General features: G+C 69.3%; 13 protein-coding genes. 5 read left to right on the top strand and 8 right to left on the bottom strand.

The annotated features are described in order from the left end of the window. Positions 1–38: 38 nt before the first annotated feature. Genes ABFX18_RS05610 through ABFX18_RS05600 form a run of 3 tightly spaced genes read right to left on the bottom strand, consistent with a single transcriptional unit; the run spans position 39 to position 3,357 of the window. Positions 39–1,415, bottom strand: a complete 1,377-nt coding sequence (locus ABFX18_RS05610; protein WP_346057679.1) for a bifunctional phosphopantothenoylcysteine decarboxylase/phosphopantothenate synthase — start codon at positions 1,413–1,415, stop codon at positions 39–41. A gap of 53 nt (positions 1,416–1,468) precedes the next feature. Beyond that, a complete protein-coding gene (locus ABFX18_RS05605) occupies positions 1,469–2,629 on the bottom strand; it encodes a methyltransferase domain-containing protein (protein WP_346057678.1) in 1,161 nt (386 codons plus the stop codon). An 8-nt stretch (positions 2,630–2,637) separates the two neighbouring features. After that, the gene (locus ABFX18_RS05600; RefSeq protein ID WP_090148137.1) at positions 2,638–3,357 is read right to left on the bottom strand and encodes a ferritin-like fold-containing protein; all 720 of its coding nucleotides are present in this window, start codon (positions 3,355–3,357) and stop codon (positions 2,638–2,640) included. A gap of 143 nt (positions 3,358–3,500) precedes the next feature. Here ABFX18_RS05600 and ABFX18_RS05595 point away from each other — a divergent pair, with 143 nt between their 5' ends. Further along, positions 3,501–5,123: a DEAD/DEAH box helicase gene (locus tag ABFX18_RS05595; protein ID WP_346057677.1), complete on the top strand. Its 1,623-nt coding sequence runs from the start codon at positions 3,501–3,503 to the stop codon at positions 5,121–5,123. 107 nt (positions 5,124–5,230) lie between these two features. On the opposite strand, the gene ABFX18_RS05590 is transcribed toward ABFX18_RS05595, so the two are convergent. Continuing rightward, complete coding sequence (locus tag ABFX18_RS05590) at positions 5,231–6,085, bottom strand: PHP domain-containing protein (RefSeq protein ID WP_346057676.1); 855 nt, start codon at positions 6,083–6,085, stop codon at positions 5,231–5,233. 43 nt (positions 6,086–6,128) lie between these two features. Between ABFX18_RS05590 and ABFX18_RS05585 the strand changes: the two genes are divergently transcribed. Both ABFX18_RS05585 and ABFX18_RS05580 read left to right on the top strand, forming a co-directional pair. Further along, positions 6,129–7,517 carry an aminopeptidase P family protein gene (locus ABFX18_RS05585; RefSeq protein WP_346057675.1) on the top strand — a complete coding sequence of 463 codons (1,389 nt, stop codon included), beginning with the start codon at positions 6,129–6,131 and terminating at the stop codon, positions 7,515–7,517. A gap of 11 nt (positions 7,518–7,528) precedes the next feature. Further along, positions 7,529–8,098 carry a hypothetical protein gene (locus ABFX18_RS05580; RefSeq protein WP_211648059.1) on the top strand — a complete coding sequence of 190 codons (570 nt, stop codon included), beginning with the start codon at positions 7,529–7,531 and terminating at the stop codon, positions 8,096–8,098. A gap of 45 nt (positions 8,099–8,143) precedes the next feature. On the opposite strand, the gene ABFX18_RS05575 is transcribed toward ABFX18_RS05580, so the two are convergent. Continuing rightward, positions 8,144–8,530 carry a YchJ family protein gene (locus ABFX18_RS05575; protein WP_346057674.1) on the bottom strand — a complete coding sequence of 129 codons (387 nt, stop codon included), beginning with the start codon at positions 8,528–8,530 and terminating at the stop codon, positions 8,144–8,146. Then, positions 8,527–10,215 carry a DUF885 domain-containing protein gene (locus ABFX18_RS05570; protein WP_346057673.1) on the bottom strand — a complete coding sequence of 563 codons (1,689 nt, stop codon included), beginning with the start codon at positions 10,213–10,215 and terminating at the stop codon, positions 8,527–8,529. Before ABFX18_RS05570 ends, ABFX18_RS05575 begins: the two co-directional genes overlap by 4 nt. A gap of 132 nt (positions 10,216–10,347) precedes the next feature. On the opposite strand from ABFX18_RS05570, the gene ABFX18_RS05565 reads away from it, so the two are divergent. Beyond that, a complete protein-coding gene (locus ABFX18_RS05565; RefSeq protein ID WP_090148117.1) occupies positions 10,348–10,572 on the top strand; it encodes a hypothetical protein in 225 nt (74 codons plus the stop codon). An 88-nt stretch (positions 10,573–10,660) separates the two neighbouring features. Here ABFX18_RS05565 and ABFX18_RS05560 read toward each other — a convergent pair whose 3' ends face one another. After that, positions 10,661–12,268 (bottom strand): aminotransferase class I/II-fold pyridoxal phosphate-dependent enzyme, encoded by a 1,608-nt coding sequence (locus tag ABFX18_RS05560; protein WP_346057672.1) that lies wholly within the window; start codon positions 12,266–12,268, stop codon positions 10,661–10,663. A gap of 123 nt (positions 12,269–12,391) precedes the next feature. Between ABFX18_RS05560 and ABFX18_RS05555 the strand changes: the two genes are divergently transcribed. Beyond that, on the top strand, positions 12,392–13,306 hold the full coding sequence (locus ABFX18_RS05555) for a LysR substrate-binding domain-containing protein (protein WP_090148111.1): 915 nt from the start codon (positions 12,392–12,394) through the stop codon (positions 13,304–13,306). Between the two features lie 83 nt (positions 13,307–13,389). Here the strand turns inward: ABFX18_RS05555 and ABFX18_RS05550 are convergent, their stop codons facing one another. Next, positions 13,390–14,859, bottom strand: coding sequence for an MDR family MFS transporter (locus tag ABFX18_RS05550; RefSeq protein ID WP_090149626.1), 1,470 nt, complete (start codon positions 14,857–14,859; stop codon positions 13,390–13,392). Positions 14,860–14,996 lie beyond the last annotated feature (137 nt).

Genomic DNA, 14,996 nt, shown 5'->3' with positions numbered 1-14,996 from the left:
GCTGCGTCGTTCTCGGGCAGCACGAACCTGAGAACGGCTCAGGAGTCCAAGGTCTCGCGCACCACGTCGAGCAGCGCATCCGCGACGACCCGCTTCGTGCCGCTCGTCACCGTCGCCGGGCGACCGTCGCTCGAGAGCACGTGCAACGTGTTCTCCCCCGCTTCGAAGCCCTCCGACCAGCTCACCGCGTTCACCGCGAGCAGGTCCGCGCCCTTGCGCGCGAGCTTTCGCCGCCCGCGTTCGACCAGCTCGTCCTCGTGCTCCACCGTCTCAGCCGCGAATCCGACGATCACCTGGCCCGGCCGTCGCTGGTGCACCAGCCCGACCAGGATGTCGGGATTCTCGACGAGTTGCAGTACCGGCACCGCTCCGGCCGAGTCCTCCTTGCGAATCTTCTGCTCCGCCACGTCCTCCACGCGGTAGTCGGCGACGGCTGCAGCCATGATGATGACCTCGGCTCCGGCGGCGGCAGCTCGTGCGGCGCGTTCGAGTTCGGCCGCCGTGCCGACGGGTACCACGCGCACGGCGGCGCGATCCTGCACCTCGGAGAGCACCGCGGAGTCGATGTTCGCCGCGAAGAGCACCACTTTCGCCCCGCGGTCGGCCGCCGCAGCTGCGATCGCCACCCCCTGTCGCCCGCTCGATCGATTGCCGAGATAGCGCACCGGATCGATCGGTTCGCGTGTGCCGCCTGCCGTCACGAGGATGCGGAGCCCGGCGAGATCGGGCTCTCGCGCTGCGCCTCCCGTGTCCGCGCGAACGGAGTCGAGAGCCTCGGCAGCAGCGGTCTCCAACGGCACGTCGCCGGCTGCAGCGTCCTCGGCCCGCCGTGTCTCGTCGACAGGCCGCACCTCCTGGCCCGGGTGGCCTTGCGCGGTCTCCGGTTCCTCGCTCTCGAGCAGCGCGCGCACCCGTTCGGCAATGGTCTCCGGCTCGCTCATGCGCCCCGGACCGGTGTCGGCGCCGGTGAGCCGCCCCGATTCGGGGCCGACGAAATGCACGCCGCGCGATCGCAGGATCGCCACGTTGTCCTGGGTCGCTGGGTGCTGCCACATCTCGGTGTGCATCGCCGGGGCGACCAGCACCGGCGCACGGGTGGCGAGCAGGGTGGTGCCCAGCAGGTCGTCGGCGAGGCCGGCGCTCATCCGCGCGAGAGTATTGGCCGTCGCCGGAGCCACGACGATCAGGTCGGCTCGCTGACCGAGCCCGACGTGGCGCACCTCCGGCACGTCGTCGTGCACCGAGGTGGTGACGGGGTTCCGGCTGATCGCCTCCCAAGTCGGCTTGCCGACGAAGCGCAGCGCCTCTGCAGTCGGAACGACATGCACGTCGTGCCCGTCCTCGACCAGGGTGCGGGCGAGCTGCACGACTTTGTATGCGGCGATGCCGCCGGTCACTCCGAGCACGATGTTCATGGGGACATCTTCCCATCACCGCGGCGAATGCGCGCGCCGCTCCGCGACCTCGATCAGACTCGGCGCTCCAGCAGCACCATGACCTCCAGATGGCGGGTGTGCGGGAACATGTCGAACACCCGAGCGCCGCGCACGCGCCAGGACGGCATCGCCGCGAGGTCGGCGGCGAGACTCTCCGGGTTGCAGCTCGAGTAGATGACGCGGTGCGCCGGTGCGCGCTCGATCCAGGCAGCCAGCTCGGCACCGATGCCGCGTCGCGGCGGGTTGACGATGACGGTGTGCGGCGTCTCCTCCGCGGGAGCCCCGAGCGCGTAGGCCGTCGCGTCGGCGGCGACGAACTCCGCCGCGATCCCGGCGTCTGCCGCGCTGCGGCTGGCCGATTCGACCGCGCTTTCGCTGATCTCCACCCCGAGCACGCGCGGCATCGCGGCCGCTCCTGTGCGCGCGGCGGCGGCGCAGTTCAGTGCGAACCCCCCGACTCCGCAGTACAGGTCCCAGATCGAATCGGGGCCTTCCGCGGCGACCCAGTCGGCGGCCTGCGCGTACAGCGCCCGCGCGACGGCGGTGTTCGTCTGGAAGAAGCTCTGCGGTCGCAGGTGCAGCGAGACGTCTCCCAGCTCCATCTCGAGAGATGACCCGAGCAGCAGCTCCTCTCGTTCCCCTTCCAGCACCGCCTTGTGCTCTGGCAGGAGGTTCACCGATACGACGGCGGCGCGCGGCACGCGTTCCAGCAGGTCGGGGAGCGCCTTCCGCAGCACGTGCAGCGCTTGCTCGGTGCGCGTCACGAACCGCAGCATCAGGTCGCCCGAGGGCGCGAGGGTCAGGTGCACGAATTTCAGCTCGCCCCGACGGCGCGGCACATCGTACGGCGCGAGCCCCGTCGCCTCGATGAACGCGGCGAGCTGCGGGATGGCGTGCCGAATGCCCGGCTCCTGTATCAGGCAGTCGCGCAGGTCGATCCCCTCGCCGTCCCGTCCGAGGATGCCGAGCGTCACCGAACCGGGTCGCCCGCCGACGACGAGCTTCGCCTTGTTTCGGAAGTCGGCGGTGCCGCCGCGCACACTCGGCAACCACAGCGCCTCCGGCACCTGGGGCAGCAGCTGCCGGCAGCGCCGCTCCTTGTCGGTGAGCTGCGCGGGATACGGGGTCTCGATGAGCACGCACGACCGGCAGCGCCCCGCCTCGAAGTACGCGCAGTGCGGAAGAGTCGACATCGGCGGCCTCAGGCGGTCAGCCCCAACCCGTCCATGCGGCGGATGTGGTCGGCGATCAGCTCGGTGAACACCGGTTCGACCTCGCTCGCGTCGAACTCGCGATGCTCGCTCAGCGAGAGGACGGCGCGGGAGACGAGCAGGGTGTCTCCGACCAGGCGTCTGCCCCAGACGGCGAGCCAGCTCGAGAGGAGTTCGTCGGCTGCGAGCGCATCCTCGAGCAGCGTCTTGAGCTCGGGTCGGCCCGTATCGTTGCGCAGGATCGCCGTCGCCTCACTGCGGTAGCCGTCCTTCAGCCCGCCGGCGAGGCTGGCGAAGAAGTCGTCGAAGAGCCCGCCCACCAGGTACAGGGAGAGCACGTGCTGATGCCAGTCGCCCGTGTCGATGCGTTCGACGTAGGAATCGATGACGGGCGAGAAGGGTTCCATGACGATGTGCGGCTCGTGCCCGCGTGATCGGATCTCGCCGGTGAGCTGCTGGTGCTTCGCGAGCGTCTGCCCGGCCACGCGAGCCAGCACGTCTTTCGCCTCGAGCGACGGCGCTCCAGAGACCGCGCGCGTTGCGGCTTCGTACAGCTCGAGCTGCAGGTAGGCGGTCAAGCCGAGGAACGGCATGATCCCCGGAGCGAATTCGGCGAGCTCGACCCGCTCGGCCTCAGCGGCGTCTCCGCGCGAGCGCATCTTGCGCGCGGGCGCGTTCTTCCGGCGCAGGCCCTTGATCCACTCGAACACCCTGCCAGCTTACCGTCGTCGCGCGTCCGCCTTGGAATAGACTGGCGCCGAACGTACATCACCGCCGGAGCCATCGGAGCGCCGGCCGCTGCGCCTACTTCGATACGCGCGCGCAGCACCGCACCCATCGAATAGGACGCACCATGACCACATTCCTCGAACTCGGCGTCGACCAGGACATGGTCGACTCTCTGACGGATCAGGGCATCATCGACGCCTTCCCGATCCAGGAGCAGACGATCCCCCTCGCCTTGTCGGGTCAGGACATCATCGGCCAGGCGAAGACCGGCACCGGGAAGACCTTCGGCTTCGGATTGCCGCTCCTGCAGCGCGTCGGGGCCGACCCCGTCGACGGGGTGCAGGCGCTCGTCGTCGTACCGACTCGCGAGCTCGCCGTCCAGGTGTACGAGGATCTGGAGCTCGCCGCCAAGAACCGGGCCGCGACCGTGGTTCCGATCTACGGCGGCAAGGCGTACGAAGGCCAGATCGAGCAGCTCAAGGCGGGTGCTCAGGTCGTCGTCGGTACCCCCGGCCGTCTTCTCGACCTCGCGAACCAGCGGCTGCTCGATCTGAGCAAGGTCCGCGAGATGGTGCTCGACGAGGCCGACAAGATGCTCGACCTCGGCTTCCTCGCCGATATCGAGAAGCTGTTCTCCCTCACGCCCCCGGTGCGCCACACGATGCTCTTCTCCGCGACGATGCCGGGAACGATCGTGACGCTCGCGCGACGCTTCATGTCGAACCCGATCCACATCCGAGCGACCGACCCCGACGAGGGCGCGGCGCAGGCGAACATCGAGCACATCGTCTATCGCGCGCACTCCCTCGACAAGGACGAGGTGATCGGGCGCATCCTGCAGGCCGAGGGCCGTGGAAAGACCGTCGTCTTCATGCGCACGAAGCGCGCTGCGGCGAAGCTGCAGGAAGAGCTCGTCGATCGCGGCTTCTCCGCCGTGTCGGTGCACGGCGATCTGAACCAGGAGCAGCGCGAACGAGCCATGGCGACGTTCAAGGCCGGCAAGAAGGACATCCTCATCGCGACCGACGTCGCCGCCCGCGGCATCGACGTCGACGACGTCACCCACGTGATCAACCACACGGTTCCCGATGACGAGAAGACCTACCTGCACCGCGTGGGGCGCACGGGCCGCGCGGGCCGCACGGGCATCGCCGTGACGTTCGTCGACTGGGACGACATGCACAAGTGGGCGCTGATCAACAAGGCGCTCGAATTCGGCATTCCCGAACCCCTCGAGACGTACTCCTCATCGCCGCACCTGTTCGCCGACCTCAAGATCGCGGAGGGCACCAAGGGCCGACTCAAGGCGACCCCGGTGAAGGATCGCGCCCCTCGCGAGCGCTCCGAGTCGCGCGGCGGCCGTACGGGTGGCGCCGATCGCGCAAGCCGTTCGGGAGCGAGCGGTTCAGGAGCGAGCGGTGAAGGCGCCGGAGACGGCGCCCGCAAGCGCACTCGTCGACGCACGCGCAGCGCGAATCCCCTCGGGCAGGGCCGCCACGAGGCGCACGGACACGAGCAGCACGGCCACGACGCCGAGGGCGGCGGCGAGCCCGGCGCCCCGCTGACCCCGGCCGATGCGCTGGCAGCATCGGGCGAGACCGCGCCGCCGAAGCGCCGCCGCCGTCGCCGTCGTGGCGGCTCGGGCTCTGGTGAGAGCACAGCTTCGGTGACGACTGCGGACGCGACCGCCGCCGAGGCGAAGCCCGGCGACGACGCCCCCGTGGAGGCGGGCGTCTCGGCCGAGTAACCCCGCCGGGCTGCGGGAGGGCTTTCGAACTTCGCCCGCTGCCCGCGCGAGCGACCTCGATGCGGTCGGTGACCACCGGTCGCCGCCCGCATCTCGCCCGCGAAGCGCTACCGCGGTGCGGCGAGCCCCTCGCGCAGACGGGCCACCGTGTCGAGCTCCGTCACCTGCTGTCCGAGGAGGTTCGGTTTACCGGCTCCGTGGTAATCGCTCGAGCCCGTCGCGACGAGGCCGAGCTTCGATGCAGCTGCGATGATGGGCGGGAGCCAGTCCTCGCGGTGCTCGGGGTGCCGCAGCTCGACTCCGAACAGACCGGCGTTCGCCAGCTCCGCGAGCTCGCGCGGCGCGACCGGAGTGCGCTGCCGGAACGCTGCGGGATGCGCGAGCACCGCCGCACCGCCCGCCGCCCGCACCATGCGTATCGCATCGATGGTCTCGATGGCGTCCGTGCCGAGGTAGTAGGGCGAACGCGGGTGCAGCAGCTCGGAGAACACGGTGCTGCGATCCGGGAAGTAGCCAGCGGCGACGAGGGCGTCTGCGATGTGGGGGCGTCCCACCGTGCGCGCGTCCTCCTCCCCCATCACGGCTTCCCAGGTGATGGCGTAGTCGGCTGAGACGAGGCGCACCATCTCCCGCGCCCGAGTCAACCGGGAGCGGCGCACCTGCGCGAGCGCGTCGAACAGTTCGCCGGCGAGCGGAGCGATGCCGTAGCCGAGGAGGTGCCGTGACTTGCCGTTGTGCTTGGTCGTGATCTCGATGCCGGGGAGAAAGTCGATTCCTGCCGCCTCCGCGGCATCGCGCGCCTCGTCCCAGCCGTCGATCGTGTCGTGGTCCGTGAGGGCGAACCCCGCGAGCCCGAGGTCGGCGGCTTCCCGGGCGATCTCGCCCGGCCTGGTCGTGCCGTCGGAGAAGACCGAGTGCGTGTGCAGATCGAAGCCGGCCTGCGCCACCACGGATTCCGTCATCCTGTCATCTTACGGCTCGGCCGGAGGATGAGAGGATGGACGCATGACCGACAGCGCGCAGTCCACTCACGAGGTGGAGATCGACAACAGCAACCGGAGCACCACGCCGCAGAGCGACGCGTTCGTGGAGTACCTCTCGACGCAGTGGGCGGATCGCCCGGAGACCCTCCCGGAGGCTTGGCCGGTCGCCGTCCACGCTGCGGCGCGGCGACGGGCGTTCTCAGCGCACTTCCCCGGTGAGCGCGTCGTCGTCGCCGCCGGCGCCATGAAGCAGCGCTCGAACGACACCTTCTACCAGTACCGTGCGCACAGTGCGTTCGCGCACCTCACCGGCTGGGGCTCGGCGAGCGAGCCGGGCGCCGTGCTCGTGTTCGAACCGCGCGACGGCGGGCACGACGCCACGGTGTACTTCCGTGAGCGAGCGGGACGCGACAGCGACGAGTTCTTCGCGAATCCCGAGATCGGCGAGTTCTGGATCGGCCCGCGTCCGTCTTTGGAACAGGTTGCAGCCGCTCTCGGCGTGACCACCGCACCGCTCGACGCCTTCCTGGCGGGGCTCGACGACCGCACGCTGGACGACCACGAGGTGGCCCGTGTCGCCTCCGAGCTGCGCCTGGTCAAAGACGCGTACGAACTGGCGCAGATGCAGTCCGCCGTCGACGCGACCGCGCAGGGCTTCGACGATGTGCTCGCCGCACTTCCGAGGGCGAGCGCGCATCCGCGGGGCGAGCGCGTTGTCGAAGGCGTATTCAACCAGCGAGCCCGCCTCGAGGGCAACACGGTCGGATACGAGACGATCGCGGCCTCCGGCCCTCACGCGTGCACGCTCCACTGGATTCAGAACGACGGCGCCGTGCGCGAGGGCGACCTGCTGCTGCTCGATGCCGGCGTCGAGCTCGACAGTCTGTACACCGCCGACATCACGCGCACGGTTCCGATCTCGGGAGCCTTCACCGACGTGCAGCGCCGCGTGTACGATGCGGTGCTCGAGGCTGCCGATGCTGCGCGCGCCATCGTACGGCCCGGTATCCGATTCCGCGATGTGCACGCCGCCGCGATGGAGGTCGTCGAGCGCCGCACCCGCGAGTGGGGATTCCTTCCCGAGGAGGACGGCACCGCCTACTACCGCCGATACATGGTGCACGGAACGAGCCATCACCTCGGCATGGATGTGCACGACTGCGCGCAGGCCCGCCGCGACATGTACATGGACGGCATTCTGGAGCCCGGCATGGTCTTCACGATCGAGCCGGGGCTCTACTTCCAGCCCGACGATCTCACCGTGCCCGAGGAGTACCGCGGTATCGGTGTGCGCATCGAGGACGACATCGTCGTCACCGAGAGCGGCTGCATCAACCTCTCCGCTGGGATTCCCCGCACGGCGCGGGAGGTCGAAGCCTGGGTGCAGGGACACCGCGGATCGGGCAGCTAGACTCTGTGCCCATGGCTTCCGGTTCGGCGCACTCGGGCGATGCGCGGCGCACCCTCACTCGCTCCGCAGGCGCGACGATGACCGCGGCGCTTCTGCTGGGCACGACCGCCCTCGCCCCGTTCTCGATGACGGCGGCGTTCGCCGACGCCGGGGCGTCCGGCTCGGCCGCCCCGGAGCACGGGCAGACGCTCGATTCGACCGTCGGGGTGAGCGAGACCCCGGCCGTCGGCGTGGACGTACCGGTGTCGGAGACCGCGCCGGCAGCTCAGGAGAAGCGCGGAACGGCCGAGAAGGCCGAACGATCGGCACTGTTCACCCTGGAGCAGTTCCTCTTCAGCGGAGTGATCAACTGGGGCGGGTACCGCTTCACCTTCTACAGCCAGAAGGTGCTCCCGGGATCAGGGCTCGCGATTCCCGGTCGTCACGTCAACGAGGGCGGATACGTGAGCGACGCCGACGGCTACATCGTGCTCGCCGGCGACGCCCCCAAGGGGACCGTGTTCGAAACGCCGTTCGGGTACCAGGGCAAGATCTACGACCGCGGTACGGTCGGCAACCATCTGGACGTCTACATCGAGTGATGCCGCACCCCCGACACGGCGCACGAACCACGGCGTCCTGATGCGTTACAGCACGTCGCCATCCACGTAGACCCAGCGGTGATCCGGACCGGATCGGCGGAACCGGCTGCGTTCCCGCAGTTCGATCCGCCCCTCCGGCCCGCGCGCGACCGCCGTGTACGTCACCAGAGCGGTGTCGTCGAAGGGTCCGCCGCCCGTCGTGTGCTCGACGAACAGCCGTTGCCAGACCGTACCGTCATCGAGATCCAGCGACGCCGGTCGGGTCGACGGGTCCCACGTCGTGAGCAGGTACTGCGCGTCTCCGACCGCGAACGCGCTGTATCGCGAACGCATCAGCCGTTCCGCGGTCGGCGCGCGTTCGCCCGCGTGCAGCGGTGCGCAGCATTCGGCGAAGTCGACCCCTCGGCCGCACGGGCAGGGCTGCGCCGTCACCCGCCGAGCCCGCCCCGCAGCGCCCGCTCGAGCGTGTCCAGCCGTACGCCGCCGAGCGCGAGGGCGTCGCGGTGGAAGGCGCGGATGTCGAAGGTCTCACCAGCGGTCGACGCGCGAGCGGCGGCTTCGTCGCGCAGGCGCTCCCAGACCCGTTGCCCCACCTTGTACGACGGTGCCTGACCGGCCCATCCGAGGTAGCGCAGCACTTCGAAGCGCACGAAACCGTCGTTCATGTTCACGTTGTCGGCGAGGAACCCGAAGGCGTACTCGCCATCCCATGTGCCCCCATCCGGGCGCCGCTTGCCGAGATGCACCCCGATGTCGAGCACGACACGCGCCGCACGCAGGCGCTGACCGTCCAGCATGCCGAGGCGATCCGCGGGGTCATCGAGGTAGCCCAGCTGCTCCATGAGCCGCTCGGCGTACAGCGCCCATCCCTCGGCGTGCCCGGAGGTACCGGCGAGTTGGCGGCGCCACTCGTTGAGGGAGCCGCGATTGACGACCGCCTGGCCGATCTGCAGATGATGGCCGGGGACGCCCTCGTGGTAGACCGTCGTCAATTCTCGCCAGGTGTCGAATTCGGTGACCCCCACCGGCACGGACCACCACATGCGGCCCGGGCGCGAGAAATCGTCGCTCGGCCCCGTGTAGTAGATGCCGCCCTCCTGCGTGGGCGCGATGCGGCATTCGAGGGTGCGGATCTCCTCGGGAACCTCGAATTGCGTACCGGCGAGTTCGGCAACGGCGCGGTCGCTGGTCTCCTGCATCCACCGCTGCAGAGCGGCCGTTCCGTGGAGCTTGCGAGACGCGTCTCGATCCAGTTTCGCAATGGCTTCGGCAACGATGCCAGGCCTCGGCACCCCGCCGACGATCTCGGCCGCGGCTCGCTCCTGCTCGGAGACCATTCGAGCGAGTTCATCGAGACCCCACGCATACGTCTCATCGAGGTCGATCTTCGCCCCGAGGAACGCCTCCGAGGCGAGCTCGTACCGGTCACGACCGAATGCGTCGTTCTCGGGTGCGTGCGGCGCGACCTCCCGCTCGAGGAAGTCTGCGAGTTCCGCATACGCGCTCGCTGCGCCCGCCGCCGCTGCTGCGAGTTCGATCGCCGATTCCGCGGGTGTGGCCGACGACCCTGCGAGTCGGCCGAAGAAGCCGAGGTCCTCCGGAGTCCCCGCCGTGCGTCGTGCCTGCGCAGCGACCTCCTCGATCTGGCGAACCGCCGGCACGAGACCCTGACGCACGCCGTCCGCGAGCGTTTCGCGGTATCCCGCGAGCGCCGCTGGCACCTCGCGCAGGCGGCTGGCGACGTGCGACCAGTCGGCCTCGGACTCGGTCGGCATGAGATCGAAGACGTCTCGAATGTTCTGCGTCGGCGACGCGATGACGTTGAGGTCGCGGAGGTGCTCGCCGGCGTCGTGCTGCGTCAGCGCCAACCGAAGCTCGGCCTCCAGGTCGGCGCGGGTCACGGCGTCGACGGCATCGGCAGGGGCGACGGCGAGGAGTTCTGCCAGTGTGCGGCGCTGGTCGGCTGCCAGGGCATCGTGCCCGGCCGGGGAGAGATCGGGCAGACCATCGCCCGGCCGGCCGATGTACGTGCCGACCGTCGGGTCGTGCTCGACGAGGGTGTCGACCCACCCCTCGGCGATGCGGTCGATCGCGGTCTGCTCGCGTTGTTCAGTCATGCTTCTACGCTAGAGCGTCACCCTCCGCTTATTCCGTACGACGCGGCGGCCGGGCGCGAACCCGTCCGGCCCTCACGCTAGACTGGTTGCATTCGCCGCGCAGCCGCGCGCCCGCACGCTTGAGGAGTATTCGTGAAGATCCGCACCCGCATCGCCACCGCCGTGACTGTCGCGCTCGCTTCGGTCTTCTTCGCTGCTCCCGCGTTCGCGAGCGGCGGCGGCGACAGCACCGACTCGATGCTGTCGAGTGCCGGAGATCCCGTGAACATCGCGGGGATCGCAGCCGTTGGCATCGTCCTGCTGCTCATCGTGCTGGTCAGCTCGAAGCTCGTGGGTGATCTCTTCGAGAAGAAGTAAGCGGCGACCCAGCCGTAGTCGCCGAAGGGCGGCGGTCCTCAGTGGGATCGCCGCCCTTCGGCGTCTCAGCTTGCGCGACGCGCGACGTTCACGACCGCACGACGCGGATGCCGGACACCTCCGCGTCGACGGCTCCGCGCACGTACCCCGTCGGGGACGCGGCGACGGCGCGCAGGAACGCGACGGTCTCCGCCGTGACCTCCTCCCCCGGCAGCAGGTTCGGAATGCCGGGAGGGTAGGCGGCGAGTGTGTCCGCGGAAATGCGTCCGACTGCTGCAGCTGCAGCGACGACTTCGCTGTCGCCGAAATAGGCGTCTCTCGGCAGCGCGCGGAGCGCACCCGGGGCGGGAAGCTCGGGGAACGGCTCGGAGACCCCCATCGGGTCGGGATCCGCGAGCGCCGCGCCGGCGACCTCATCGAGAGCGATGAGCACGCGATCGACGTCAGGAGTGGTCAGCGCTCCGATCACCGCGACGATGCTCGTCGCGGTCGACATCTCGACGAAGATCCCATGCTGCTCGCTCAGGCGCGCCCGAACCCAGTGCCCGCTCCGGCCGAGCGCGGAGACATCGATCGGCACGCGCAGTCGGTCCGTCGCGATGATGTCCGGGTAGGCTCCGAACCCGTCGCTGATGATGCCGAACCGGTGGTCGCCGCGCAGACGCTCGCGCATCTCGTCCGCGGCCGCGAGGGCGTCGCCGATTCGGGCTTCCCCGAGCACGAGCGCTCGTCTCGCCTCGTCGAGAGACCCCATGAGGATGCTGCTCATCGACGTGGATGCGGTCATGGAGTACGCCCGCTCGACGAGCGATTCGAGCCGATCCGCGAACGGACCATGGCCGAGATGGAGCATCGCCGACTGCGTGAGCGAACCCGCGAGCTTGTGGGTGCTCGAGACCACGAGATCGGCACCGAGACGGGCCGGCGACTCGGGAAGGCCGGGGTGGAACCCGAAGTGCGCGCCCCAGGCACCATCGACGATGAGTGCTGCGTCGTGGGCGTGGGCGACGTCCGCGAGCCCGGCCACATCGGCGGTGGAGCCGAAGTAGCTGGGTGACACCACGTAGACGCTCGAAACCCTGCGACCAGCCTCCGCTTCGCGTGTGAGGGCAGCGTCGAGTGCGGACGGAGTCAAGCCGTGCGCAATACCGTGGTGCGCGTCGATCCCGGGTTGCACGAACGCCGGGACGAGGCCGGAGAGCAGCACGCCATCGGTGAAACTCGAGTGCATGCTGCGCTGCACGAGCACACGATCTCCGAGCCCCCGTACGGCGATCGCCGCTGTACGGTTCGCCTGCGATGCCCCGTTCGTCAGGAACCAGGTGCGACGCGCGCCCCACGCGCCCGCGGCCAGCTGCTGCGCCTGAGCGAGCGGGGAGTTCTCTCCGAGGTCGATCCCGTCCAGCATGAGCGGGATGTCGACGGCCGCTGCGCGTTCGCCCAGGAGTGCAGAGAGGTGTTCCGATCCCCGCTCCGCGCCCGTGCCGTGTCCCGGCACCATGAGCGACATCGGCCGCTCATTCGCGAACCGGCGCAACGCGTCCGCGTAGGGTGCGGTCCGCTGCACGTCGGGAATATCCCGCCCGCGATTCGTGGCGCCGAGCACCGCAGCGGCGCCGCCCGACACGATCGCGCTCGGCGACTCGTTGCCCAGCGGAGAATGACGGGGGTCGACTCGCGAATCCTGATCCAGCATTCCTCCAGACTGGCCGCTCGCGTCCGCGGCGAGAAACCCGCATTCGACTCCCGGGAGTCATAGACTGTATGGATCGAGGCCGGGCACGACACCCGGTGCGTTCCAGAGGATTCGAGGTGCCGGGTGATTGATTTCCGTCAACTGCAAGCGCTCAGCGCGGTCGCATCGGAGGGCTCGGTTGCGCGTGCCGCCAAACGGCTCGGGTGGAGTCAGCCCACCGTCGACTATCACCTGCGCAACCTCGACCGGCTCGTCGGCACCGACCTCACCACGCGGAGCACGCGGGGCAGCAAGCTCACGACGGCCGGCCACCTCATGCTCGAGCGCGGGGACGAGATGCTGAGCCTGGCAGACCGCGCACTCACCGACGTGCGCGACCTCGCCCAGCTCGGGAAGATCCGTCTGCGCTTCGGCACGTTTCCCACTGCCGCGTCTCGGCTGCTGCCCGGCATCGCATCTCGCGTCGCCGAGCTCGGCATCGAGCTCGACGCAACGCTCGAAGAGCTGGCACCGCTTATCACTCGGGTGAACCAGCACACACTCGATGCGGCGCTCGTCTATGCGGCGGGCGGCTACCGGCTGCCGTTCAGGGCGGAAGTGCACACCACGCACCTGTTCACCGACCCGATGCTGCTCGCACTGCCGGCGTCGCATCCCGCGTCCGACCGATCATCGTTCGACCGCCGCAGCCTGCTCGCGCTCTCGGGCGACAGCTGGGTCATGGGCTCCACGCCGGGCGACACGCTCGACGACCTGGTGCGCGAGGTGTTCGAGTCGGAGGGGATCCAGATGAACGTCGCCATCCGCACCGATGACTACTCGGTGGTGCTCGGCCTCATCGCTGCCGGCATGGCGGTCGCCCTCGTTCCCAGCCTCGTGAGCTTCAACCCGCCGGAGGGCGTCGTACTGCGGCCGATCGACGACCCGATGTTCGCTCGCGAGCTCCTGCTCGCCGCGCCGGCCGGGCCCGGCGGCCCCTCAGCGGCCGTGCGTCAACTCGCTGAGGCGGTTCGCCGATCGATCAGCGCGCTCGGGTGAACCGACGTGCGGCGGCCGCCGGAGCTCTCGCTCCGCACGACCGCCGCACGCTCCACCCCGGGGACGGGTGGCTTGCCGCCGCCTCAGTGCCCGACGTGCGCCGGAGCGTCGTCTTCGACCGGTTTGTTGATGAAGAACGACAGCGCGACCGGCACGAGTGCGATGCACGCTGCGGTGAAGAACGCCACGTTCGCCCCCGGCGCTCCCGCATCTGCGACTGACAGGCCCTGGGCCTCGCCCGTGTGCAGCGCGCTCGAGTAGATCGAGATCAGTACGGCGGTGCCCGCGGCGCCGCCGACCTGCTGGAGCGTGTTCAGCACCGCAGAGCCGTGGGAGTAGAGCGACCGGTCCAGGGAGCCGAGCGACGCTGAGAACAGCGGCGTGAACGACCCGGCGAGGCCGAGCGACATCGCGATCTGCACGAGCATGAGGAACCACATCGGGGTGTGGGTGCCGACGGTCGAGTACACGAACATCGCTCCCGCAATCAGGATGGTGCCGGGAATCAGCAGGGTACGCGGGCCGCGGGCGTCGTAGACCCGGCCCATGATCGGGCCGAGCACTCCCATGAGCACGGATCCCGGCAGCAGCACGAGGCCGGCGGCGGTCGGGTCGAGCCCTGCGACGTTCTGCAGATACAGCGGCAGCAGCGAGAAGGTGCCGAACATCGCCAGCGAGATGATCGCCATGATGACGACCGCGATGACGTAGTTGCGCGACGCGAACACGCGCAGGTCGAGCAGCGCGTCGTTCTTCTTCTGCAGCATCAGCTGACGCCACACGAAGATCGCCAGGAAGAGCACGCCGAGCCCGATGACCAGCGCAGGCGGCAGCCCGCCCGTCGCGCCATGGCCGCCGAGTTGACTGAGGCCGAACACGATCCCTCCGAATGCCAGCGCGGAGAGCACGATGGAGAGCACGTCGATCGGCGCGTGCATCGTTTCGCCGAGGTTCGTCATCCACTTCGCTCCCAGCAGCAGCGCGACGACCGCGATCGGCAGGATGATGCCGAAGAGCCACCGCCACCCGAGGGTATCGAGCACGACGCCCGACAGGGTCGGGCCGAGCGCAGGCGCGAGGCTGATGACGAGGCCGACGCGCCCCATCATGCGTCCGCGCGAGCGTGCCGGAACGACGTTCATGACCGTGGTCATGAGGAGCGGCATCATGATGCCGGTACCGGCTGCCTGCACCACTCGACCGGCGAGCAACGCGGGGAATCCGGGCGCTACGAGGCAGATCGCCGTGCCGAGCACGAACGTTCCGATGGCCGCGAGGAAGACCTGACGGGTGGTGAAGCGCTGGAGCAAGAACCCGGTCGTGGGAATCACGACAGCCATCGTGAGCATGAAGGCGCTGGTCAGCCACTGGCCGAGCTCGGGCGGAATGCCCAGCGTCTGATTGAGTTCGGGAATGGCGATCGCCATCGTCGTCTCGTTGAGAATGGCGACGAATGCGGCGACGAGCAGCAGCCAGATCACCCGCATGCCTGCGGGATCGATCGGCTCATCGGCGGATTTCGGCAGCCGAATGGATGCGGTATCGGATGTCAAGAGTGAAGACTCCTCGAGAAGACGGACGCCGCCCCGGGCCAGGAGCTCGCGCAGCTCCTCGTAGGCAGACCTCACAGTCTAACGAAGATCTCCCCCGATCCATTCCCGGTTCGAGCAGTGTTTTCTCGTTCCGCTGA

It is taken from the genome of Leucobacter alluvii (assembly GCF_039530485.1).
In the GTDB taxonomy this organism is placed as follows: domain Bacteria; phylum Actinomycetota; class Actinomycetes; order Actinomycetales; family Microbacteriaceae; genus Leucobacter; species Leucobacter alluvii.
This window is presented reverse-complemented; position numbering and strand designations above follow the sequence as displayed.